Origin of the sequence: Mediterraneibacter sp. 210702-DFI.3.120, assembly GCF_020561005.1 — a bacterium.
GTDB lineage: Bacteria > Bacillota > Clostridia > Lachnospirales > Lachnospiraceae > Mediterraneibacter > Mediterraneibacter faecis.
In genome coordinates, this window is record NZ_JAJCNG010000002.1 from 111131 (window position 1) to 135747 (window position 24617).

A 24617-nucleotide genomic window follows, 5' to 3' on the forward strand; every position below is an offset into this window, starting at 1 on the left:
CCCGAGCATTCCCCTATCGTCTTCTATTTTCCTACTACTTTTATATGTTTATTGGGTTTTTCTATTGACTTTCTCATTGAAATACTTTATCATACTTTTCATACTTGTTTAATATGTTATTTTGTTTGAGTGAGGAATTTGCTTATGAATATCTTATGCTTTGGAGATTCGAATACTTACGGATACCGCCCGGATGGAACCGGACGCTTTGATGAAAAAACAAGATGGACCTGCCTGCTTCAGAAGAAATTCGGCAACGGACATCGCATTATCGAAGAAGGATTGTGCGGCCGCACAACTATTTTTTCGGACGCTTTTCGCGAAGGCCGCCGCGGATTAGACCAGATTGGAATCACAATAGAGACTCACACTCCTATAGATCTTCTGGTTCTCATGTTAGGAACAAATGACTGTAAAACGCGCTTTAACGCTTCTTCCAAAACGATTGCCAAAGGATTGATTCAGGTTATTGAAAAGGCGAAGAAATATAGTTCTCAGCCCTTTGAACTCTTGATCATCTCTCCGATCCATCTTGGCAATGGAGTCGGAGATGACGGCTTTGATCCTGAATTCGATCTTGCGTCTGAACAGGTTTCCAGACAGCTTGCACAGGAATATCGGAAAGTTGCCACTCATTATCACGCCGGTTTTCTGGACGCTTCAAAAATCGCTCTTCCAAGTGAAATTGACCGGGAACATCTGGATGAATCCGGTCATGCAGCACTTGCGGATGCTGTTTATAAAACAATTACTGAAAGTGGATTGCTTGAAAAAGGGATGGACTCTTCTTTCTGTCATATTGCATAATATTCTTCCCTAATGCTCTTACCAACTATGAGAAACACGCTCCGCGAGTTTCTCAAGTTATCGCGGCAGTCGCCAAGGTCTCGTGCAAGCACGGACTTTGGCTCGTTGCCCGCGTAAATTAAAAGAGCTGTCATACGACAGCCCTTTCATCAGAAAAGATTATTATTGTGTTTATAAATCAAGTTTTTTCTTCAATTCTTCACGAATCTCATATGCGCTGAATCTCATTGGAATTTCGTAAGTCTCATCTTTACTGTGCTGTGGATCCCATACCTGTGCATAGAATGGGTTCTTTCTTGCAATCTTTGGATAAGCCCAACTCTTCTTCATACATTCTGGACACCAGTGTCCTCCCTGAAGAGCCGCATTTACAGATAAATCAAATTCGTGTCCGAACGCACACTTCCATTTTACAGGAGTATAGATATCTTCGATTTCTCCGCCAAGATACTCGCCTCCTCTGAATTCTGCCGCTTTCTGCAGATCTTCAGCTGTCAGATTCTCAAGATCTTTGCTTTCATCATATCCGTGATCAAGGAATGTTTCTTCTTCGCTTGGACGATGAAGTTCGAATTTTGTTCCGATCAATTTGTGTTTTTCTTCCAAAGATCCGTAGAATGCCTGAATCCATTCGGTTTTATTATTTTCTTCTGCCCATCTTGGTCCCATTTCTTTTGAAGCTATCGCTTTATTTTTTTCCTTTAACTGCTCAATATTCGGAAGCATTGCCGCAACCATTGGGTTCTTGAAGAGACGTCTTGCTGTGTTTTCAACTTTTTCCCAATACTCTTTTCCGGAAATGCAGCGGAAGTGGAGATAATTTTCCAAAACATCTGCATCTGTATAGTACTGTCCATGGAAGTTAAATCTTGCCATCTGCTGTGGTTCATAAATATCTTCAAAATTATAACCCATCGGATTCAGATTAAGATTCATGAATTCCCATGTAGTCTTACGGAATTCTTTTCCACTACTTAAGTTATATGCTTTTCTCCAAAAGCTTTCATCTACCCAGTCTTCACATAAGTTTGCCATACAGATACCAGACTCAATCTGTGTGCTCCACTCCAATACATTGTTCGGTGGCTGATGGAACATGATTGGTTCCTGAGCTGCCGTCTCTGCACTTGGATGCTGACCAGTCTGGCGAATGGATACCCAGTATTTTAATCCGCAATCATACAATGCTGCCTCAGTAAATACTTTTGACAATGCATAGTAATCGTGAATAGACGGGTTCATCGGATCTCCAACTCTACCAAAATGTACAGGTTCCAGTCTGCTTCCTGTCATAGCAACTGTTCCGACATATGCCAAATGAACTTTATCCGGATCTGGCTGCTCTTTAATTGCTTTTATGATATTTAATGTTGATCCGATATTTGTATACAATGTCTCTTCCGGATATTTATCCGCTGCCGGAGATACCATTGCGCCAATATGTAATACATAATCACAACCATCTACGCATTTTTTGATTGTGTCGTAATCTGACATGTCTCCCCATACAACTTCAAGTGCAGGACACATATGTTTCTTTGCAAATACACGATTCTTATCGGATGGTCTGAGCAGCGCACGTACTTTGAATCTGTTTGGTCTTGCCAGCAACTGTTTCAGTGTCTGGCCTCCCATCATTCCGCTCGCACCTGTTATGAAAACAAGTTTTTTCGGTTTTGATACATCTCTGTGCACATCTTCACGGTCAAATGTAAGTGCTGCATCCATTGCTTCTCTGGTTGCATTAATTGCACGTCTTGCCATTGCTGCATCACCAATCTCAAAGTAGCCAATTCCGTTTTTATAACATGTCTCTGCAAGAGCACTTCCGTCACGTTTCTTAGCACCGATTGCAAGTACTGCCGTATCACATGGGAATTCAACTTTTTCTCCGTCTTTTTCGCCGATCACAACATTGTCACCGATTTCAGTTACTTTTACGGATGTAACCGGGATAATGCCGGATTTCTGGATTTCTTCACCCATACATATTTTTCTTGTTGTTCCCATATCAGAACAGATATCCGGAAGCATTTCGAGAACGCTTACTTTCGCTCCCTTTTCTGCCAGATATTCTGCTGTTTCCATGCCGACCATACCGCCACCGATCACAACAACATTTCCTGTAGCTTCTGCTTTACCGTCTAATACATCATGAGAATCTTTTACAAATGCCTTATCTACGCCCGGAATCGGAGGAATGATTGACTCTGCACCGATTGCGTTCATAACAGTATGAGGTTTGATTTCTTCAATCATTTCCGGTGTAACTTTTGTATTCATACGAATATCAACGCCCAGTCGTTCCGCCTTCTTAGCCATTGAGATTGCCGCCGCTTTCATTTCTTTCTTACGCGGTGCCTCACCTGCTGTTAAGAACTGACCACCAAGTGTGTCTGTCGCTTCGCAGAGAATCGGATCATGTCCTCTCTTCTTCAGGATAATTGCAGCTTCCAGTCCTGCAATACCTCCACCGGCTACAAGTACTGTCTCTGGTTTTTCTGTCAGATGGATCTCACATTCTTTTTCGCGTCCAAGAGCCGGGTTACGAAGACAGGTAATACATTCCATATCCATATTTTCAAAGCCATCATAACAGCCCTGATTGCATCCGATACAATAATCAATATCGTCTGTCTGTCCTGCTTCTGCCTTCTTACAGAAGTCAGGGTCTGCAAGCTGTGCACGTCCCATAACAACCATATCTACTTTGTCTTCTTCCAGAATCTTTTCTGCAAGTTCAGGTGTATTAATTCGTCCAACCCCAATTGTCAACATTCCTGTTTCCTCGCGGATTTTAGCTGCATTGTCAACATTAAATCCCTGTGGAAGATCTACAGGAGGAACTTCGAATTTCAATCCATTTGACAAAATATTTCCTCTGGAAACATCCAGAACGTCAACACCTGCTTCCTGTGCAAGTTTACAGAATTTGATTACTTCTTCGATTGTAAGTCCACCTTCAAGATAATCATCATGTGCATCGATTCTCATTAACAATGGCATACCCTCCGGCATATTAGCACGGATTGCACGAATACACTCTAATGGGAATTTTGCACGGTTTTCAAAAGATCCGCCATACTCATCTGTTCGTCTGTTAATTCCACCGGACAAGAAAGAGTGTGGCAGGTAGGTATGTGCACAATGGAATTCAATACAGTCATATCCTGCCTGAACTGCGCGGTTTGCAGCCTTTCCATAGGCATCTACTACAACCGGAATCAATTCTTTAGGCATTCCCGGAATTGTGATTTCTGCACTGATCGGCATATCACTTGGGATAATGATCTGCGCTGCACGGTCAGAAGAAACTGCCAGAGCTCCAAGCCACAACTGAACGCCGGCCTTACCACCTTCTGCATGGATTGCATCTGTTAATCTTTTCATACCCGGAATATACTCGTCTTCACTAAGGGATAAGAAACGTTTTGGTGCTGCTGGTGTGTAAACACTTGTAACTTCGACAATGTTTAATCCGCTTCCACCTTTTACACGAGCCACATGATAATCGATCAGTTTGTCTGTAACTTCACTTCCGTCACCTGAAAATTTCGTTCCCATAGCCGGAAGAATAATACGGTTCTTTAATTCCATATCTTTTATTTTTATAGGACTAAATAACTTCTCAAACACAAAAATCAGCCTCCTTTTTCTTATTTCATTTTCCAAGAATGCTCCATCATTCTTGCTACGAGTTTTGCGTTACCTATAGTTTACACTGTACAGATGAATGAACGTCAATGACACATTATTGCCAAACTTCATGCCCCACTTTTTACTTTTTTCCAAACTACATTAGTTAAAATCCCCATGAGAAATCTTTTATCGGAAAACAGGGCCATTTCCTCTGTACAGTTGACTGTACGCTTTAGAATAAGTATACTGAAATTATACAGATAACGTGACAAGGAGGATACGTTATGAGAATGCAGGAAATCTGTAAAATCAGCGGATTTACAAAAAGAAATATTCACTATTATATTAAGGAAGGATTACTTTCTCCTGCTTCTGATGTTCAGAACGGTTATTATGATTTTTCAGAGGAAGAAGTGAAGCGACTATCTTTAATACGTCTGTTTCGTAATGCCGGCCTTTCTATTTCCGTGATCAGATCTATTCTGAATACGCCTGACAGCACCGGACTATATTTAAATCAGCATATCAAAGAGCTCCATAAAGAAAAGGAACGTTTAGAAGGAATTTTATCTGCTATGAATGATCTTTTCGAACGCCTTCCGGTTAACACAGATATTGATAAACTATATGCCTTAGGAACTCAGATCCATATTCCTGAAATATGCTCTTATCCGGAAAGTGATTCTTTTGATGCAAATGATAAGCTTCAGGTTAACCGGATTTTGTGGATTCATTTCCTTCCCGAACCACCGTTGACCGAGTACCAGGAATTTTTGTGGCAGAAATTAAATCATCTTACAAACATTCAGTATAATGAAAACTGTCGCAAGATTCGTCAGTTTCTTCATACACTTGACATTACTGACATTGACAGACTTTTCAAAAAGAAAGACAAGCATATCAACTATGTAGCATCTTTAGATCACGACGGCTGTTTGCAATATGCCGAAGAAATGAAAAACAGAATCCGTGCGTTTATGAAAGATAAAGAAAATATTGATGCCTGGAAACGATATTACTCTCTGTATATTTATCCGGAAATCCAAATCTACGACAGTGAGATTTGTTCTATCATGTTAGAAATCAGTCCTCTTTTTGTTGATTATTGCACGAACATTCATCTCACCTGCGAAAGAGTCTACGTTTGGCTGCAACAGACTTTAGAAGGAAAAGCTCTTGAAAAACAGCTTCTTGATTTATTTGATGACAAAATTGATTTAATACACAGTCAGCACGGCGAGTTAGAACTTTTAGCAAATTTTCCACAATTAATCCTTGGAGCCGACTGGTAGATACAACTACTGTTAAAAAATGGTTAGATAAAAAAATTTGATTTTATCATAAAATCGCCACTCACATTGTACTGAAAAAAATATTACACCAAAAGAAGCATCATCTCGGTGCTTCTTTTCTTTATGTAAATATGCTATAATACATCAATACGTTCGTGTACAAAAGTATGCGCACTTTTACAGGAGGACTACACATGGGAAAACATGAGAAAGAACGTGACGGATTCAAAAGCCGGACAGGATTTATCCTTGCCTGCATCGGCTCTGCCGTCGGTATGGGGAATATCTGGCGATTTCCTTACATGGTATCAGACTGGGGTGGTATGACTTTTCTGATTCCTTATATTTTATTTGTAATATTGATTGCTTCTACCGGAGTGATCGAAGAGATGGCGCTCGGACGCGCCGCCAAAGGTGGACCAATCAAAGCCTTTGGTGTCTGTACAGAAATGCGAACTGGCAATAAGAAAACAGGTGAATTGGTCGGACTGCTTCCGGTTCTCGGCTCCCTCGCACTTGCGATCGGATATACCGTTGTTGTCGGATGGATTTTCAAATACACTTTCCTTGCGCTGACCGGACAGATTGCCGGCATGAAACAAGATATGAATCAAATTGGAGGTATGTTCGACAGTACTGCTTCTGCTTTTGGTAATAATCTCTGGCTTGTAATCGCAGTTCTTGTGACTGCTGTGATCATGGCAATGGGGATTGCCGGTGGAATCGAGCGTGCCAACGGCGTAATGATGCCGTTATTGTTCGTACTGTTTCTTGGACTCGGGGTATATATTTTCTCCCTTCCTGGTTCATCGACCGGATATCGTTACATCTTCACAATCAATCCAAAGGGACTTTTAGATCCAAGACTTTGGATCTATGCTTTTGGGCAGGCATTCTTCTCTCTGTCCATTGCCGGAAATGGAACTGTTATTTATGGTTCCTACTTAAAGGATTCTGAAGACCTGGTAAATTCTGCAAAAAATGTTGCCATCTTCGATACAATCGCTGCCTTACTCGCTGCTTTCGTGATCATTCCGGGAATGGCAGTCGGCGGTGCTGAATTATCTTCTGGCGGCCCGGGACTGATGTTTATCTATCTGGTCAATGTATTCAACGGAATGCCCGGCGGCAAGATTGTAGGCATCATTTTCTACATCTGCGTACTTTTTGCCGGAATGAGTTCACTTGTAAATCTATACGAAGCTCCGGTTGCTACATTACAGGAACGTTTCGGATTAAAGCGTGTCTCAGCTGTTGGAATCATTACAGCATTCGGCTGCTGTATCGCACTTCTCATCCAGGGCATCGTCTCCGGATGGATGGACGCAGTTTCTATCTATATCTGCCCACTTGGAGCAATGCTTGCAGCGATCATGTTCTTCTGGATCGCAGATAAAGAATTCGCACTGAAAGCTGTAAATACTGGACGTGAGAAAAAAATCGGAACTTGGTTCTTGCCACTTGGAAAATATGTCCTTGTTCCACTCGCACTTGTTGCACTGATTGCTGGCGCAGTGCTGGGCGGAATCGGTTGATGAAACAATAATATTGAACTATAGGTGCGCAGCCTTTTTTATGCGTAACTGTTCAGAGCCCAATGTCATTTGATTAGCATTGCGTATCTTAAATGGTTAGATTTTCAATAAGTGGTCTAACCATTTTTTAAGGGTTGACAAACACAATAGAATGTACGTGTAGGCTGCAGAGAAAAAAGAAGTGTTTCATTTGAAAATAATAGACAATAGTACTGAATCTCAAATTTCAGTTGAAGAATTGGAGAAAACAGAAATTACCGACAAATCGGCAATGGATAATGACTCAGATATCGTAGCTTTGCTACGAGAAGAAAATTGAATTTGTAAAAAAATCAACAAATGCTGAAAAAAGAATCCTGCGAGCAGGATTCTTTTTTCATAAAACAGTTCAAACTCATTTGCATCTAGCTTTCTTTGAGTATTTTGTACTCCTTTTCAATACCTGAAATAAGTGTTTTCATTGTATACTCAAGGATCTCATTTCCGTATGCTACGGATGATTCTCTGACTGGATGACGTCCTGCGATTCCGATCAGATTACTTTCATTTTCTTTCACCTGTCCAAAGTCTACCAACTCCGGACGTACAGCCATTACGATAGATGTTTCATTCGCTCCGGCATGGTCATTCTGATATTTCAACCGATCATCATCTGCAAATGTCCAAGCAGTCAAAATGCGCAGGCCATATTTTTCTGCTGCTTCTTCCTTTAGTTCCTGAAATGCATTTGTTGATGGACCATGTCCATGTCCGACTACGATACGTATACCTGCTCTGGACAGTTGGGCAAAGATACTGCGCAGATTGTCCTGAAACTGACCTTTTTCCATCCAATAGGCACTGCCTTTCATCTGCTGGACGCAATATGTATTCAGTGCGCCTTCGGTATTAATATCCATTCCATAAAACTCAGTCCCCCTGTCATAAAACACACGATCAGGTCCCATAAACAACATCGGAAGTACTACGCCGCCTACTTTTTCTGCCACTCGGACAAACAACTCTTTTGACTGGATTCCGTCAGCCCCAAGAGGCATATGTGGACCATGCCATTCCAATGTGCCAAGCGGGAGATAAGCAACCGGCATCTCCTGTATTCTCTGCACGCATTCTTCCGGAAGTAATTCCTCATATAATACTTTTTTCATTCTAGTCTCCTTATCCTTTCACTGCTCCGGCGATTACTCCCTGTATGATCCATTTCTGGCAGATCATATAGAAAATTACAATTGGTATGATTGCCAGTACTAGCATGGACATCATAAGTCCAAGGTCAATTGATCCATATCCACCTCTGAGATATTGGATTGCCACAGAAATTGTTTTATATTCAGAACCAATTACAAGATATGGAAGCAGATAATCGTTCCAGATCCACATGGCATTCAGAATTGCGACTGTCATAATAATCGGGCGTATCACAGGAAACACAATTTTAAAGTAAATTTGCATAATAGAACATCCATCAATCATCGCTGCCTCTTCCAGAGAAACTGGAATTGATTTAATGAAACCGGTAAACATAAATACAGACAATCCAGCACCAAATCCGACATAAATAAATATGATACCAATCAGATTGTCCAAATGAAACATATTTGATACTTTAACAAGCGTAAACATTACCATCTGGAATGGTACGATCATAGCAAAAGCAAACAGATAGTACATTACTTTAGTAAAACGACTTTTTACACGTACCAGATACCATGCTGTCATTGAAGTCAGGACAACAATAAGAAACACAGAGGCTACAGTTATAAATAAAGTAATAAAAAATGCCTGCAAAAATCCGGTTTTGATCATTCCTTCTCCATAATTCGCCAAACCTACAAAAGAGTCGGCATTAGGAAACGCAAACGGCGTACTGTTAATAAACAGTTTGCTCTTAAACGAATTCATAAATACAATCACAATCGGAGCGATAAATAAAACCGAGATTACAGTAAGAATTAAGATCAGTATGATTTTACTCTTCTTATTTTTCATTAGTTTTCAACCTCCTTACGCCGAGTAATAATAAGCTGCGTCACAGAAATTGTAGCAACAATCAGTAAAAACATCACTGCTTTGGCCTGTCCGACTCCCTCATAACCCATTCTGTTGTAGAATGAATTATAGATATCCAGTGCAACCAGAGAAGTCGATTTTCCCGGAAGTCCCGCGGTCAGAGCAAGGTTTAAGTCAAACATTTTAAATGCATTTGTTGTTGTCATAAATAAGCAGATTGTAATTGCAGGCATGATCAGAGGCAGAATAATCTTTCTAATCATCTGTCCTCGCGTTACACCATCAATAAGTGCTGCTTCTTTTACTTCCTCTGAAATATTTTGGATAGCTGCAATGTAAATAACCATCATATATCCGATCATCTGCCAGTTCATAGCAAGCACCATTCCCCAGAATCCATATGCCGCATCTGCAGTAAGCGTTGTTTTGAAAAAAGAAAGAAATCCATTAATAATTAGCTGCCAGATATAACCAAGCACAATTCCGCCCAAAAGGTTCGGCATAAATATAACTGTTCGGAAAATATTTGTTCCACGGAGCTTTCTGGACAACACATATGCCAGCATAAAGGCAATTAAGTTAATCGTCACAAGATTAACAAGTACAAATTTAACAGTAAACAGGAGAGATGCAAGGAAATCTTTATCCCGGAATGCCACAATATAATTGCTCAGCCCAATCCACTGGGCATCTGTAACTGTTGTAAATTTAGTGAATGAAAGATAAATTCCCAGTACAAATGGAATAATAAATGCAATAATAAATGCGATCAGCGTTGGTAACATTAATATCACAAATCTCTTTTTAAAAGCTTTTTCCATCTTCTATACAGCCTCCCTTTTCGTACATAGGGCAGAAACATTTTTGTCTCTGCCCCATAAATTTTGTTGCTTTTCACGCATTGCACAAACAGCAACGGATTTTACCGCTGCTTTGCATTCCAAAGCAGCGAAATCTGCTACATTCACTGTATCATGCGGCATTTTCCGTTCGGAAAACGCCAGCCTATAAACTCTACTATTGTGCAAGCAGAGCTTTTTCTGATGCCCAGCAATCAGTTGTCTGCTTAACTACATCATCCCATGTCATATTTCCTTGCGCATATTCAAGGAGATAGCTTCCAAGCTGGTTTTTAAATTCCTGGCTCGGGAAGGTTGAAAAGTCCCAAGGAATAGAATATAAAGAATCATCGTTCATATAACTAAGCATATCCTGTACGAGCGGATTATCGGGTCTTTCATCCTCACCAAAGGTGGAGAATGGCGGGATCATTCCAAGGATTCCATTGCAGTAAGCTTTTCCACTCTCGCTGTTAAACAGCCATTCCAAGAACTTCTCAGATGCTTTCTGGTCAGCTTCAGAAACCTTACTGTTGATACAGATATAGTTTTCTGTTCCGACACAAAGTCCCTGTTTTTCTTCGCCTTCTACTCCTGTATAGATTGGAAGGAACTTAATATCTTCCTTTTTTACCACGTTTCCATCCAGGTCATAGATCATTGCCCAGCCCCAGTTTCCGTTTTGGATCATAGCTACATTTCCAGTTGCAAATTCTGCCATGGATTCCTCGACATTTTTAGATCCAACCATAGACGGTTCTGTACATGAATTATTCAGATAGAGATCAAAAATATTTTTAAAGTTTTTATTATATGTGAATTTGATCTCATCCAGATTATCCACTCCGTCAGCCTCGTATTCATAGTACACAGGGATATTCATAAGATGAGTCTGCCAACGCCAATCTTCGCCGGGAGCAAATGAAGTTGAACCGAAAACTCCCTGAATTCCAAGATCATCTTTATGTTTTGTCATATCTTCCACCACTGTTTTAAGCGTGTCGAAATTTTTAATCTCTTTTGTATCTGAAATATCAACTGCTTTATCCGGAAGCGCAAAATATTTCTTCATAATAGCATCATTATAGATGATTCCATATCCTTCTACTGCATACGGAATACCATACACACCATCGCCATCGGTAATTGCCATATCTTTGTCAGTAAGCCATTCATAAAGTTTTGAATCTTTCAGATCAGCACAATAGTCTTTCCATGTCTGATATCCAATCGGACCGTTAACGTTAAAAAGTGTCGGCATTTCTTTTTTGGAAAGCTCAGATTTTAATGTCTGTTCATAGGTTCCGCTTCCCGCAGTAACTACTTTCATATCAATTCCGGTTTCCTTGGTAAAGGTTCCGGCTACTTCTTCCCATTCAGAAGAAAGTTCAGATTTAAAGTTCAGAAAATATACTGATCCTTTATCTGTATCTTTTGCGGATTTACCACTATTTCCACCTGCTCCGCATCCGGTAAGCGCCAGCAGTAACATTGATGTTGCAATACCAGTAGCAATTAATTTTTTCGCTTTCATATTTTTCCTCCAATCTTTTTAATGACTAGGAAACCCCACACTGTCCCGAATCTGCAGAAGATATTCATTTCCCTTTTCATCACATGGTCTTTCTATTCCATCCTGTAGATACAACATGCCGTTTATAATACATTTTGCCTGATATTCTACTGGCTGGCTAATTGTAGACAAAGATGGCGTTACGCGTCCCGCAAACGGAATACCGTCAAATGAAAGCACAGATATATCCTCTGGAATTCTATAACCCTGCTTCATGATCCAGGACATTACCTCGATCGCAACTTCATCGCTATAACAAAACAATGCCGTTGGCGGCTTTTGAGGTACAAATATCTTTTCTATCACAGAAATCACACTGTCTTTTTCACATTCTCCATGAAGCTGGCCGATCAGAGATTCATCTTGATCGAGATTTATCTGACTTATAGCTTTTAAAAAGCCTCTTTTCCTTGCCATGAGGAAACTATCATCTATTTCGTCAATACAAAAAATGCCTCCAATTCGTTTGTGACCAAGCTGAGCAAGATAGCACACAGCCTCATAAACAGAACTTTCGTTTTTTTCTATGATGTTCAAGTGCATTTCCGGTGACTGCATATGGCAGACTTTAATTCTGAAATGTTCTTTTATGTACGCTTCCTCTTCCTGCGAAAGCAGAAAAAGGCTAAAGCAGACTTCGATTCCCCTGATTTCCAGTTCTCTTAATACCTCTAGTTTTTCCTCAAATCCAGAATTACAATAACGAATAATACAACCATACCCCATCTTGCATGCAAACTCATTCAGATAACGAAACAGTAGCAGCTGATATTGATTGATGTAGTTTGTCATTATAAAACCAAGTAGTCTTGACTTTTTACCCGCCAGATTCTGCGCGTAAATGCTTGGATTATAATTGTACTTTCTGATCGTATCTATTACTCTTTTCTGTAACTCCTCGCTGACTGGTTTGGAACGATTGATCACACGAGAAACCGTAGCAATCGAACACTCGCTTTTTTTCGCGATAAATTTAATGTCTATATTTTCCATATTTAAAATTCCTCCGGAAGAATTCTATACATTTATCATACGGGAAAACGTTTACATTTCAATTGTGAAATAGTCACAAAATTAGTTTCCTTGAAAAAGGGAGCTCCCCCATCTCATAGTTTAGTGGAACCAAAACGAAGGAGGATTACTCATGCCACGAATGATTTATTTGTTGGTTTAGGCGGTATTAGGCTTAGATTTCAACAGGCAATGGATGGACTTGAGTTAGAAACGGAGTGTGTATTTAGTATGAAATTGGAGCTGTGTATGACAATGCGAAATTAGATTCAATGTTAAACCTTAAAGGATATGATGAAAAGGCATATTTTTTCATGTTAGACGGTGACCAAAATATTACTTATACGAATCAGAGTGATGATAAATTCAGCACTATCTTCCATCCGCACCTATGATGATGTGATCCAATAGGCTTATGTTCATCAGGACTCCTGCGATAGTCACTCTTCTCGTTGCTTTCAGATCCATACGATCTTTTCTTCGCAGTTTATCTGGGAAGTCTTTTGATCATGTCCAAATTTAGAAACACCTACTTTTCATCTTAAGAATCCTGCGATGCAGGATTCTTACCGCATTTTTTATCGAGATTGCGAACTTGTTTCGCAATTACCTATTTTATTCTTCTATTCCATCCCATCCCCATTCTAACTTCAAATGTCGTTCCGCCCTGCTCATTTCCGCGAACCTCAATCTTCCCATCATGCACCCGCACAATTTCACGCACTAACGCAAGTCCAAGTCCCACACCGCCAAGCTCACGGCTTCTTGACTTATCTACCCGGAAAAATGGTTCAAAAATCTGCTCTCGAAATGCCTCATCAATTCCATTCCCAGTATCCGCAACTGTCAGGACAACTTCATTCTTCTCTCTCTTCGCCGATACTGTAACGGTTCCATCTACCCGATTATATTTAATTGCATTTTCAACGAGATTATAAATCATCCGATAAATCAGAATATCACTTCCTGTCAATATCAGTTCATCCTCTGGCTTTTCGTTACTGTTCACACTACATGCGACCAGCAACGACTCTTCTGTTCCATCTGTTCTTCCATCCGATGAATTCTGTGTCTTCTGTATCAGTTCAATATTCTTTTCCTGTGCCAGCGGTTCCAAATCTGCCAGCACCTCCTCTATCAGCCCCTGCATTTCAATCTTTTCATTACGTGCTACCGTCTGCAGCTCACTCATATCTAAAAGCGTTCTGACAAGCTTGCTAAGGCGTTCATTTTGCTCTGTTACCATCTGGATCGTCTCTTGTGCAGCTGCTTCGTTCTCTGAATTCTCCGCCGCATGATAGAGATCTAGTTGTGCCTGTATTAATGCTAAAGGGGTTCGGAGTTCATGTGCTGCATTCCCTGTAAACTGACGCTGTGTCTCGAATGATTCCGAAAGTCGCAGGAGCATCTTATTATAAGATGTACGAAGTCGGTCCAACTCTGCGATTTTATTTTCCTCAATCGTATACTCTGTCAGATTCTGCGCCTGAACCTTTTCTACTGTTTCTGAGAATTCTCTGAGTGGTTTCAATGCACGGCCACTGACAAAATAAGTTACCGCTCCGCCAATCAGCGCTACAACACCAGTGATCAACAAACTTCTATTTCTATAATCTGATTTCGAATTATAAACCTTCGTGGCAAACTGCGCTGCAAAATCATCCCACTCATTATCCGGAATATCAATGTAGACTGCCTCCGGCGTAGTGCCCTGATCTGTAACGGTCTCCTGAAGCGTATCGATATAATAGACACCATTCTTATATAAGAAAAATGTCAGACATCCACACAATACTGTGATCAGCACGGTTGTAAGAATCGTCAGTCTCCACTGGAGCGATATTTTTCTCATGCTTTTCCATCTCCTATCTTATACCCCTCACCAATCTTATTCACGATGGGATCATAACCAAGTCCTGCTTTCAGTTTCTTTCTCAGAGAAGACATATGCACTCGGATCGAACCGCTGAAACTATCTACAGAAGAATCCCAAACATGCTCGATCAACTCTTCCTGACTGACCGGTCTTCCCTGATTCAAAAGAAGATACTCCAGAATTCCATTCTCTTTTCTTGTCAATGCAACCGGCTTATCTTTTGCATATGCAGTCCTTTCTTTTGTATCAAAACGAAGACTGCCACATTCAAGACAGACATTTTTCTGTACAAACTTTCTTCTTGTCAGGCTTCGCACACGGGCTTCCAGCTCTTGCAGATGAAATGGTTTTTCCATATAATCATTCGCCCCCGCATCAAGACCGTCAACCTTATCTGCAATCTGACTTCTCGCAGATAAGATCAATACTTTTGTCTCTTCATTTTCCTTGCGAAGCTCCCGAAGAATATCCATTCCATCCATCCCCGGAAGGTTAAGATCCAGCACGATCAGATCATACATTTCCGCATAAATCATATCCAGTGCTTCCTCTCCGTCATTACACGTGTCTACCTCATAACCTGCCTGATGCAGACTTTTCGCAATCATATCACATAATTTCTTCTCATCTTCAACAACTAATAATCTCAATTTATTTTTCTCCATTTTCTTAACAGAAATTTTACACCCTCTATTGTATAATGCAAACATCGAAAGGTCAATAAACGGTTACTGTTCACACGATGTGCGACCAGCAACGCATCTCGCCATTTTAAATCGCCTTTGGCGATGAGGCGAGATGCATTCAAGCCAAAACATGCATCCTCCGTGTCAATCAGCGGAGTGATTGACACGGGAGTAAACAGTAACAATAAACTGACTTTGAACATTGAAAGGAGTATTTTAATGAAATCTGAAAAAGCAACACAGATTCTTTTACTTGCAGCCGGTCTGGTATTTTTCCTTGTCGGAATCTTCCGCGGAGAAGCTGCGGTTGTGCTTAGCAAGGCAATAAAATTATGTATGGAGTGTGTCGGAATTGGATAAGAAAATAAAATCAAACAAAAACCCTTTGGTCCGCTTCCGCGGATGGATCCAGGCGGCTGCAACGCTGCTGACCAATATTCACATCCCGAATCTGTTTAAAGGGAAAATTTATCAGGGAAATGTAAAGACGATGTGCGTCCCGGGACTAAACTGTTACTCTTGTCCTGCCGCCACAGGCGCCTGTCCGATCGGAGCATTTCAGGCTGTAGTAGGATCCTCCAAATTTAAGTTCACTTACTACATCACAGGATTTTTCATCCTGTTAGGTGTTTTGTTAGGACGATTTATCTGCGGATTTCTCTGTCCATTTGGATGGTTCCAGGATCTGCTGCATAAAATTCCGGGCAAGAAACTTTCCACCGCAAAGCTGAAGCCTCTGCGGTATCTGAAATATGTGATTCTGGTTGTCTTTGTTATACTGCTTCCGGCATTTGTAACCAATTCACTTGGTATGGGAGATCCTTTCTTCTGTAAATACATTTGCCCGCAGGGAGTACTTGAAGGCGCAATCCCACTGGCACTTGCCAACTCAGGAATCCGTTCCGCGCTTGGACATTTATTTACATTTAAATTCACGATCCTTGCGCTTTTCATCATCCTGAGCATCTTGTTTTACCGTCCATTTTGTAAATGGATCTGCCCGCTGGGCGCTATTTACTCACTGTTTAACAAGGTATCTTTTCTTAAGATCCAGGTTGATCATGAGAAATGTGTTGGCTGCCAGAAATGCAGCCGTGTCTGCAAGATGGATGTCAACGTAGTAGACACGCCAAACCATCCGGAGTGTATCCGCTGCGGAGAATGTATGAAAGCCTGTCCGACTGACGCAATCTGCTATCATTATGGGTTTTCAAACAAGAAAAAGGCTGACAATAAATAAACTAAAACAAACAAAATGTAATTTAAAGGAGATTTAAAATCATGAAAAACAAAACACTTAGAACAAACGCAATGAAATTAAAAAAGGTAATCGCTGCATCACTTGCCATTTCTGTACTTTTTGCATTTACAGGCTGCGGAAATTCTTCCTCAACAACCAATACAAAACAGGAATCTTCTTCCACAACAGAAACGGGCAGCACTGACGAGCTGAACAAAAAACTGGACGACCTTTACCAGCAGGAAAACCAGCTTTTTGCTGATCACAAAGATGCATGGGACAAAGTCTTTGGTCTTATGAATAAGAACACTGACGGTGATGCCATGAACGAAAACTATGCTGACTTTCTTGCAAGTACAGTTGAATCTAATAAAGACTCTTTCTCTGAAGAAGAATATGAAACTTTGAGCAAAGACATTGAAACAATTCGCGGTATCGAAGAAGAGATTGCAAAACTCGAGAAAGAGAGCGCTGCATCCGAATCCTCCGACAACGCTTCCTCTAAATCAGATGAGTCCACAGGTGTATTCAAAGGTTTCAAAGGAAAAGATCTGGACGGCAATGATGTAGACGACAGCCTTTTTGCTAAAAACAAAGTTACAGTTGTAAACTTCTGGTTCAGCGGATGCAAGCCGTGCGTCGGAGAGCTTTCCAAACTGAATGAATTAAATGAGAAGCTCAAAGAAATGGGCGGTGAAGTTGTAGGTATCAACACTGACACTTTAGACAACAATGAGGCTGGAATCAAAGAAGCAAAAGAAATCCTGAAAGCTCAGGGTGCTTCCTACAAGAACCTGACTTTCGATTCCAATTCAACAGTTGGAAAATACGCCGGAAACATCATGGCATTCCCTACAACAGTTCTCGTAGATAAAGACGGAAATATCGTTGGCGAGCCTTTCATGGGCGGAATCGATGATCAGTCAAACTACGATCAGCTGATGAAGCAGATCCAGTCCGTACTGGATCAGAACTAATTTAGATTTGTTTTTCATCCATCAATGAAATCTGCCTGGAATATCGAATTGTCGAAAATAGTAAAATGCTTTATAATGATATTACAAGCTGTAACATTAAAATGGTAATGAGCTGAAATCTCTTTATATATAGAAGGGACGAACTGATATGGATGAAAACAAACAGGAACAGATGGTTTCGATCATTGTACCGGTATATAATGCAGAAGCATATTTACCTGAAATGATAGAGAGCGTTATCTTTCAGAACTATAACAACTGGGAACTACTTCTGATTGATAATTGTTCAATGGATAATAGCTTCGAAATCTGCCAATCATATGAAAAGAAAGATGTACGAATACGAGTTATGCAAGAAACAGAAAAAGGTCCGGCGGCAGTCAGAAATCATGGTCTGCTGGCTGCCCACGGTGGCTATATAATGTTTCTGGATGCAGATGACTTTTTAGCAGACAATGCAGTACTCGACCGATTCGTAAATGTGATGAAGCATGAAGAAGCAGATATTGTGGTGGGAAATTATGAACGGCTGTGGAACGGACGACGTTTTGCAGCCGCAAGTCATACGTCCTTTTCTGAATTGAATCCGGATTCTGAAGACTTCAGATTTCAGGGATTCTTTTCAGTTGGGACACTTTCTTATGTATGGGGAAAACTTTACCGAAAACAATTTCTAGAGAAAAACGAAGCTGTTTTTGAGAATCTACCTTACGCAGAAGATAAACTTTTTAATATTCAGTGCTATTTATGCAATCCGAAATATGCTTTTATCCAGGAGACAGGATATATTTATCGAAAAAATGATGACTCCATTTCATTTACTTATCGGCCGAATTCCCTGGAATGCTGGATGGCAATTGCATATCGATTACAGAAGCTCCTGACAGAAAAGGAGATAAAACAGATTCATTGCTTAAAGGATAAAAATGTAGAAAGAGAATGTCTTGAAAAAAAATATTGGGGATTTATTTATTATTTAATATTTTTTGCAATTTTCTTTGACGCTAAGATGGAATATGTAGAACACAATCATTCGATTTTGGCCGTAATAAAATTGATAAAAATGTATCAGACAGATGATTTGTCCAAAGAAACATTTGTACAACTAAAACGAAAAACATATACAGGAAAACTGTCTCAGAAATTGTGGAAAATCATGATTCAAGGATTTTCTATGGCAATGTGGTTTCACTTATATTGGGGACTCGCATTTGGTATCAAATTATTAATTGATCTAAGAATTGATGAAAAACTTTCAGATACAGGGTTACGTGAGTAAACAGTAAAGATCACTACCGATTCAAGCAATACTTAATCAGAATTAATTTACATTCGCCACCACGCTTGCTATACTGAAATCATATATATAATCAGGAGGCTATTTAAAATGTCTTTTATCAGCGTTTTTGATGTTATGGGGCCGAATATGATCGGTCCTTCCAGTTCTCACACTGCCGGTGCGGCACGCATTGCTTATCTTGCACAGAAGATGATCAACGGACCGCTTGCAAAAGTAGAATTTATTCTCTACGGCTCTTTCGCCAGAACGTATCACGGACACGGTACTGACCGCGCACTTCTTGGAGGAATCATGGGATTTTCCACTGATGATATGCGAATCCGGAATTCCTTCGAGATTGCTACAGAAAACGGACTGAAATACTCTTTTACTCCGAATGAGGAAGAAACTGATATTCATCCGAATACCGTCGATATTATTATGACCAATACTGCCGGTCAGGAGATGACGATCCGTGGAGAATCTCTTGGCGGCGGTAAAGTCCACATCACACAGATCAATCATGTAGAAGTAGATTTCACCGGTGAATACAGTGCTATCATTGTTGTCCAGAAGGATGTTCCGGGTGTTGTTGCCTGGATCACCAGCTGTCTCAGCGACCGCCGGGTCAATATTGCTTTTATGCGTCTGTTTCGTGAATCGAAAGGACACACTGCTTACACGATTGTAGAATCCGACGGAAAACTTCCGGAAGAAATTGCCGACACTATCCGCCAGAACGAACATGTTCTGGATGTTATGGTCGTACAGATGTGATTGTGTTCAAGGAGGTTTTTTATATGGATTTTAAAAATGCAAACGAACTCCTTACACTATGTGAGGAACAGAATATTTCTATCTCTGAAGTTATGCGTAATCGAGAGATCATAACCGGAGAATGTCCTGCTAAAGAAGTGGATCAAAAAATGGCGCGTGTTCTTGAAATCATGAAAGAAGCTGCCCGCTCTCCGATTGAAAAACCAATCCGTTCCATGGGCGGGCTGATCGGCGGAGAGGCGCAAAAACTTGCACAGCATTCTGCCAGTGGTCAGGGACTATGCGGTGAACTGCTTGAGAAAGCTATCACTTATGCTATGGCAACCCTTGAGACAAATGCGTCCATGGGACTGATCGTTGCTTCACCTACCGCCGGTTCCGCAGGCATCGTTCCGGGATTGCTTCTCGCTTTTCAGGAAGTATACCATTTCTCCGACAAAGAGATTCAGCAGGTTCTCTTCAATGCGGGCGCTGTCGGTTACCTCGCCATGCGAAATGCCACTGTTGCCGGTGCTGTCGGAGGGTGTCAGGCTGAGGTTGGTGTTGCATCTGCTATGGCAGCGTCTGCCGCTGTTGAACTTATGGGTGGAACTCCTAAGCAATGTCTGGATGCCGCCTCAACAGTCCTTATGAACATGCTTGGACTCGTCTGTGATCCGGTCGGAGGTCTGGTAGAATACCCTTGCCAGAACCGTAATGCAGCCGGGGTTTCCAATGCACTGATTGCAGCTGAAATGTCCCTTGCCGGCATTTCTCAGCTCATTCCTTTTGATGAAATGCTCGAGGCAATGTACAAAGTCGGAAAGCGACTTCCGGTTGAACTGCGTGAGACAGCACTAAGCGGATGCGCAACAACACCATCTGCCTGTGAAGCATGTCATATACATGCATGATGATACTATTAGATCAACTATTCTAAACAATTAACCCGGAGGCAGGAAAAAATGAAACCGATTTACGAAGAAAATGAAGAAACACTGGAAATCGCTGAACAGATTTCTTGCCATATTCCCCCACATCTTCACAAATCAATGGAACTTGTATCCGTGACAGAAGGTACACTGGAAATCGGAGTCGGAACTGAATTGTACCATATGGAAAAAGGCGATTTTGCACTTGTATTTCCGGAATTGATCCACCACTATCAGGTATTCAACAGTGAATCCTGTAAGGCGATTTATGCACTTGCTTCACCGCTTCTTGCTCCTAGTTATACGAAAGAATTACAGCAATTTTGTCCTGTAAATCCGGTAATTCTGGCTCAAGAAGTACACCCAGACGTAAATTATGCCCTGCGAAGCATGCTGGTCTATCCAGCCGCTTCACAAGGGCATATTCTGCATCAGGCATTTATTCAGATTATACTTGCACGCACTCTTCCCTTATTTGAAATGATAGATAAGAGCAGTGTGGGAAGTAATGACATTATCTACCAGACTGTTTCTTATATTGCTGCACATTATACAGAAGAACTGACGCTTTCCAAAATGGCTCATGACCTTGGAATCAGTCAGTCCTCTTTATCACGTGTCTTCTCCGGCACATTTCATACTAATTTTAACCGGTATCTGAATGAAGCAAGATTGGATTACGCCTGTAGTCTCCTGCTTCACAGCGACCATACGATTCTCGACATCTGCATCCGGGCAGGATTCGACAGTCAACGGACATTCAACCGAGTATTCCAGGAGCGGTATCATATGTCACCAAGAGAGTATCGAAAGCAGCCGCATTAAGCAGCGCTTTCGATATTAACTGTTATTAACCTCTCTCATATGCCATCTGATAAATTACCAGAATATCCTCATATGCCAATGGTTTATATCCAATCAATGAACGGGTTTTATTCCTTGAGCAGTCAAGTGCCAATTTCGCAAGGTCGTCTTCTTTCACACCAAGTTCTTTCAGTCCGATTGGCATTCCAATTGATGCATAATACTGCTCCTGCATATCAATTGCAGTTTCAATTGTTTTCTCCGGATGTTCAAAATCAATATCCATCCCCCATACATTAGATGCATACTGCAGCCAGCGATTTATATTTGCTTTGTAAACATATCTTGCCCAACTGCACCACAGCGCTGCAAGTCCTGCTCCATGCGCTACTTCCGGGTACATTCCGGATACTTCATGCTCTAACTGATGAACAACGAGCTGGGACTCTCTTCCACACTGTGTGAGTCCATTATGTGCAAGTGAAGATGCCCACATCATATTTGCTCGTGCAGCATAATCTTCCGGATTCTTCAGACAGTCTCCTGCCGCTTTGCGTACACTTTTGATTACAGCCTCTGCAATTGAATCTGTCAGATAGGTATCCTCACCCGGACAGAAATATCTTTCAATCGTATGCATTGCAATATCTACTGCTCCGCATGCTGTCTGATAAGGACTTACTGTATAAGTAAGAACCGGATCCTCAATTGCAAAGTTCATACGGTTAAAGAGTCCGTTACAGCCACGTTTCTCTCCTGTTTCCGGATTACTGATCACACAGGAAGAACTCATCTCGGAACCGGCTGCTGCCAATGTCAGGATTGCTCCCTTCGGAAGCGTCTTCTGTGGAACAGCTTTACCACAATGAAAATCCCAGACATCCACTTCAGGATTCGCCAGTCCATTTGCAATCGCCTTAGATGAATCCAGAACGGATCCACCTCCTACTGCAAGAACAAAGTCTACGCCTTCTTTTTTGCCAAGCTCAATCCCTTCTCTTACAAGCGGAAGTTCCGGATTCGCAACTACTCCGCCAAGCTCTACAAAACTGATGTTTTCTTCCCTCAGACAATTCTCCACCTTATCAAGCAGTCCACTCTTTCTTGCGGAATTTCCACCGAAATGTATCAGGACTTTCTTTGGATGAAACTCTGCAATGATCTTACCGACCTTTAATTCCTCGTCTTTTCCGAAATACACTTTTGTTGGTGTTTCATAGATAAAATTATTCATTTCTAGCACTCCTCATTGATATCCGCACGGTCTATCATTACATTCAGAATCTCTGTATCCGTGGCACGCATACCAACTCTTCCAATGTAACCCATGCTCTTAATTGTTTCTTCAATATCATCTTTGATGATACCTTCTCCCGGCAGGAAACTTTTGTTCTGAATACTAAGCTGAAAAGCCATAAGTGCAGCATCAACAGATGTCGCTATCTTCGCTGCGCAGGAAGGTTTCGCTCCATCGCAAACGATTCCTCCGATATTTCCAAGTGTATTGATGATTGTCAGGGAAACCTGTTGATAGGTTCCACCATACATATAGGTAATACCTGCACCGGCGCCACAGGCAGCACTGACTGCACCACAGTACGCCGAAAGACTTCCAATATAATATTTCTGATGGATCGCAATCAGATTGCTGACAACAAGAGAACGGCAAAGCTTCTCATGAGATACTTCCCATTCATCTGCAAACACAATAACCGGAAGCGACACCGTCATGCCTTGATTACCACTTCCTGAATTGATAACAACCGGCATAGAACATCCGCCCATACGCGCATCACTTCCGGCTGCTGCCCTTGCACAGGCTCTCGTAGTAACACTCTTTCCCCATACATGCATCAGTGTTTTACCAATCTGCGCTCCATAGTTATTATCAAGTCCTTCCTGAGCAATCGCAGAATTCAGTTTAATCTGTCGATCAATGATCGGCTGCACATCTTCCATACGAACCTGATCCGCAAAATCAAGGATATCTTTAACCGTAAGTTTTGATTTATCTACGGTAGTCTTAACCTCTGATTTATAAGGATTATCCAACAGCACTTCACCATCCTTTTCAATTCTTGTAATATTCGTGTGCTGATGTTCGATTGTTACAGAAGCAAAATGCTCTCCTTTTCTTACTTTAGCTGTAATATAGAGGTTATCAACTCCTTCAACTAAAGAACAGGAACAGATTTTCTGATTGATCAGTTCTTTCGTTTTCGCAATATCTTCACAAGTCACTTCACTCAACACTTCCAGTGCCTTATCCGCATTTCCCCCTACGATACCAAGAACTGCTGCCACTTCCATTCCTTTCATTCCTCCGGAATTCGGAACTGTAACGCCCTTAACATTCTTGATAATATTTCCACTGAGTTCCATTTCTACAGAATCTGGAAATTCTCCAAGAATCTGACGTGCTTTTGCCGCTGTATAGGCAATTGCAATCGGTTCTGTGCATCCAAGAGCAGGTACCAGTTCCTGCCTTAGGATATTCAGATAGTTTTCGTATAATATAGAGTCCATTTAAAAGGTGCTCCTTTCTCAAAATAACGTAAAATATATATGAAACAAGTATATACTTTTTGAGAAAATAAAACAATCATTTACGGATAGAATCACATTTGTGAAGAATTGCTATATAGAACAAAGAATGTGCCTTGGCACATTCTTGCGCCTGCGGCGGTCGCTTGCGACACCTACCTTGTACGCCGCAGTGCGCATCCTGAGCGGAGCGTTTTTTATATATTAGGAAAGGACTTTCCTAATATATAAAAAATAAGGGTAGATATCTTCTCTCAAGACATCTACCCTTATTTTTTATTGTTTATTTGATTTGATTTTTCTGTATATTCCATGGCTTACAATCTTCCGCCCCATCCGTAAGTATTACCCATTAATTTTACATAACTTTCAAGTGCTTCTTCAAACCATTTTGCTAATTTTCTCATAATTTTCTTTCTCCTTTTTTCTTTTATTTTCTTTTTCTAGTGCTTATCGAAAATACATTCCGTTCATCTGTCCGAAGAACTTGATATCTTCTTCATAAATCTCATGCAGCCATCTTTTAATTCTCTTCATCATCTCTAAACACCTCCTTTTCGTTTACAATTGCATTATAGGCGAAAAGAAGGTGCATTTCTTGCCAAATCCAGATGAAAAGTAGCCAAAATCTGCAAATATATCATATATTAAATGTTTTTCTTGATTTTTTAAGACATTTCCCCATAAGATATGCTTCTCATATAAAGAAGGGGCTGTCGGTAAATAACGTTTTTTAAAGCTGACAGCACCAAACAAAAATATCCTGACAGTTACAAGGCTTTCTGGCTCTGCAACTTGTTCAGGATATTTTTATTTT

At 40.9% G+C, this 24617-nt stretch carries 21 protein-coding genes; 10 read left to right on the plus strand and 11 right to left on the minus strand.

Going from position 1 to position 24617, the window contains the following annotated elements; translation table 11 throughout:
* Positions 1-144: 144 nt before the first annotated feature.
* Positions 145-807, plus strand: a complete 663-nt coding sequence (locus LI162_RS02135) for a GDSL-type esterase/lipase family protein (protein ID WP_227155633.1) — start codon at positions 145-147, stop codon at positions 805-807.
* Between the two features lie 171 nt (positions 808-978).
* On the opposite strand, the gene baiCD is transcribed toward LI162_RS02135, so the two are convergent.
* A complete protein-coding gene (gene baiCD / locus LI162_RS02140) occupies positions 979-4443 on the minus strand; it encodes a bile acid Fe-S flavoenzyme BaiCD (protein ID WP_227155635.1) in 3465 nt (1154 codons plus the stop codon).
* Between the two features lie 287 nt (positions 4444-4730).
* Here baiCD and LI162_RS02145 point away from each other — a divergent pair, with 287 nt between their 5' ends.
* Positions 4731-5738, plus strand: a complete 1008-nt coding sequence (locus LI162_RS02145; protein ID WP_227155637.1) for a helix-turn-helix domain-containing protein — start codon at positions 4731-4733, stop codon at positions 5736-5738.
* A 194-nt stretch (positions 5739-5932) separates the two neighbouring features.
* Entirely contained in the window at positions 5933-7273 is a 1341-nt protein-coding gene (locus LI162_RS02150; protein WP_227155639.1) for a sodium-dependent transporter, read from the plus strand.
* Between the two features lie 404 nt (positions 7274-7677).
* On the opposite strand, the gene LI162_RS02155 is transcribed toward LI162_RS02150, so the two are convergent.
* From LI162_RS02155 to LI162_RS02190, 8 genes are all read right to left on the minus strand, one after another.
* Positions 7678-8421, minus strand: coding sequence for a creatininase family protein (locus LI162_RS02155; RefSeq protein WP_020435940.1), 744 nt, complete (start codon positions 8419-8421; stop codon positions 7678-7680).
* Between the two features lie 10 nt (positions 8422-8431).
* Positions 8432-9262, minus strand: a complete 831-nt coding sequence (locus tag LI162_RS02160; protein ID WP_020435939.1) for a carbohydrate ABC transporter permease — start codon at positions 9260-9262, stop codon at positions 8432-8434.
* The gene (locus LI162_RS02165; RefSeq protein WP_020435938.1) at positions 9262-10104 is read right to left on the minus strand and encodes a carbohydrate ABC transporter permease; all 843 of its coding nucleotides are present in this window, start codon (positions 10102-10104) and stop codon (positions 9262-9264) included. The genes LI162_RS02160 and LI162_RS02165 overlap by 1 nt, the downstream gene beginning before the upstream one ends.
* Before the next feature lie 196 nt (positions 10105-10300).
* A complete protein-coding gene (locus LI162_RS02170) occupies positions 10301-11656 on the minus strand; it encodes an ABC transporter substrate-binding protein (RefSeq protein WP_015527740.1) in 1356 nt (451 codons plus the stop codon).
* Positions 11657-11674: 18 nt separating this feature from the next.
* Positions 11675-12688: a LacI family DNA-binding transcriptional regulator gene (locus LI162_RS02175; protein ID WP_020435936.1), complete on the minus strand. Its 1014-nt coding sequence runs from the start codon at positions 12686-12688 to the stop codon at positions 11675-11677.
* 390 nt (positions 12689-13078) lie between these two features.
* Positions 13079-13174 carry a JAB domain-containing protein gene (locus LI162_RS16040; RefSeq protein WP_081016868.1) on the minus strand — a complete coding sequence of 32 codons (96 nt, stop codon included), beginning with the start codon at positions 13172-13174 and terminating at the stop codon, positions 13079-13081.
* Between the two features lie 142 nt (positions 13175-13316).
* The gene (locus LI162_RS02185) at positions 13317-14558 is read right to left on the minus strand and encodes a sensor histidine kinase (protein WP_020435935.1); all 1242 of its coding nucleotides are present in this window, start codon (positions 14556-14558) and stop codon (positions 13317-13319) included.
* Positions 14555-15292 (minus strand): response regulator transcription factor, encoded by a 738-nt coding sequence (locus LI162_RS02190; RefSeq protein ID WP_055171397.1) that lies wholly within the window; start codon positions 15290-15292, stop codon positions 14555-14557. The genes LI162_RS02185 and LI162_RS02190 overlap by 4 nt, the downstream gene beginning before the upstream one ends.
* A gap of 195 nt (positions 15293-15487) precedes the next feature.
* Between LI162_RS02190 and LI162_RS02195 the strand changes: the two genes are divergently transcribed.
* From LI162_RS02195 to LI162_RS02225, 7 genes are all read left to right on the plus strand, one after another.
* Entirely contained in the window at positions 15488-15628 is a 141-nt protein-coding gene (locus LI162_RS02195) for a CD1871A family CXXC motif-containing protein (protein WP_020435933.1), read from the plus strand.
* Positions 15621-16508, plus strand: a complete 888-nt coding sequence (locus LI162_RS02200) for a 4Fe-4S binding protein (protein WP_227155641.1) — start codon at positions 15621-15623, stop codon at positions 16506-16508. The genes LI162_RS02195 and LI162_RS02200 overlap by 8 nt, the downstream gene beginning before the upstream one ends.
* A gap of 41 nt (positions 16509-16549) precedes the next feature.
* Positions 16550-17485, plus strand: coding sequence for a TlpA disulfide reductase family protein (locus LI162_RS02205; RefSeq protein WP_015527735.1), 936 nt, complete (start codon positions 16550-16552; stop codon positions 17483-17485).
* A gap of 148 nt (positions 17486-17633) precedes the next feature.
* Positions 17634-18764: a glycosyltransferase family 2 protein gene (locus LI162_RS02210; protein WP_196020223.1), complete on the plus strand. Its 1131-nt coding sequence runs from the start codon at positions 17634-17636 to the stop codon at positions 18762-18764.
* Positions 18765-18872: 108 nt separating this feature from the next.
* The gene (gene sdaAB / locus LI162_RS02215) at positions 18873-19541 is read left to right on the plus strand and encodes an L-serine ammonia-lyase, iron-sulfur-dependent subunit beta (protein WP_020437103.1); all 669 of its coding nucleotides are present in this window, start codon (positions 18873-18875) and stop codon (positions 19539-19541) included.
* Positions 19542-19564: 23 nt separating this feature from the next.
* Positions 19565-20434: an L-serine ammonia-lyase, iron-sulfur-dependent, subunit alpha gene (gene sdaAA, locus LI162_RS02220; RefSeq protein WP_196020222.1), complete on the plus strand. Its 870-nt coding sequence runs from the start codon at positions 19565-19567 to the stop codon at positions 20432-20434.
* Between the two features lie 51 nt (positions 20435-20485).
* Positions 20486-21277, plus strand: coding sequence for a helix-turn-helix transcriptional regulator (locus LI162_RS02225; protein ID WP_196020221.1), 792 nt, complete (start codon positions 20486-20488; stop codon positions 21275-21277).
* 25 nt (positions 21278-21302) lie between these two features.
* Here the strand turns inward: LI162_RS02225 and LI162_RS02230 are convergent, their stop codons facing one another.
* Together LI162_RS02230 and LI162_RS02235 are read right to left on the minus strand one after the other, a co-directional pair.
* Positions 21303-22490 carry an iron-containing alcohol dehydrogenase gene (locus tag LI162_RS02230; protein ID WP_196020220.1) on the minus strand — a complete coding sequence of 396 codons (1188 nt, stop codon included), beginning with the start codon at positions 22488-22490 and terminating at the stop codon, positions 21303-21305.
* Between the two features lie 2 nt (positions 22491-22492).
* Positions 22493-23782, minus strand: a complete 1290-nt coding sequence (locus LI162_RS02235; protein WP_015527730.1) for an L-cysteine desulfidase family protein — start codon at positions 23780-23782, stop codon at positions 22493-22495.
* Positions 23783-24617: the final 835 nt, after the last annotated feature.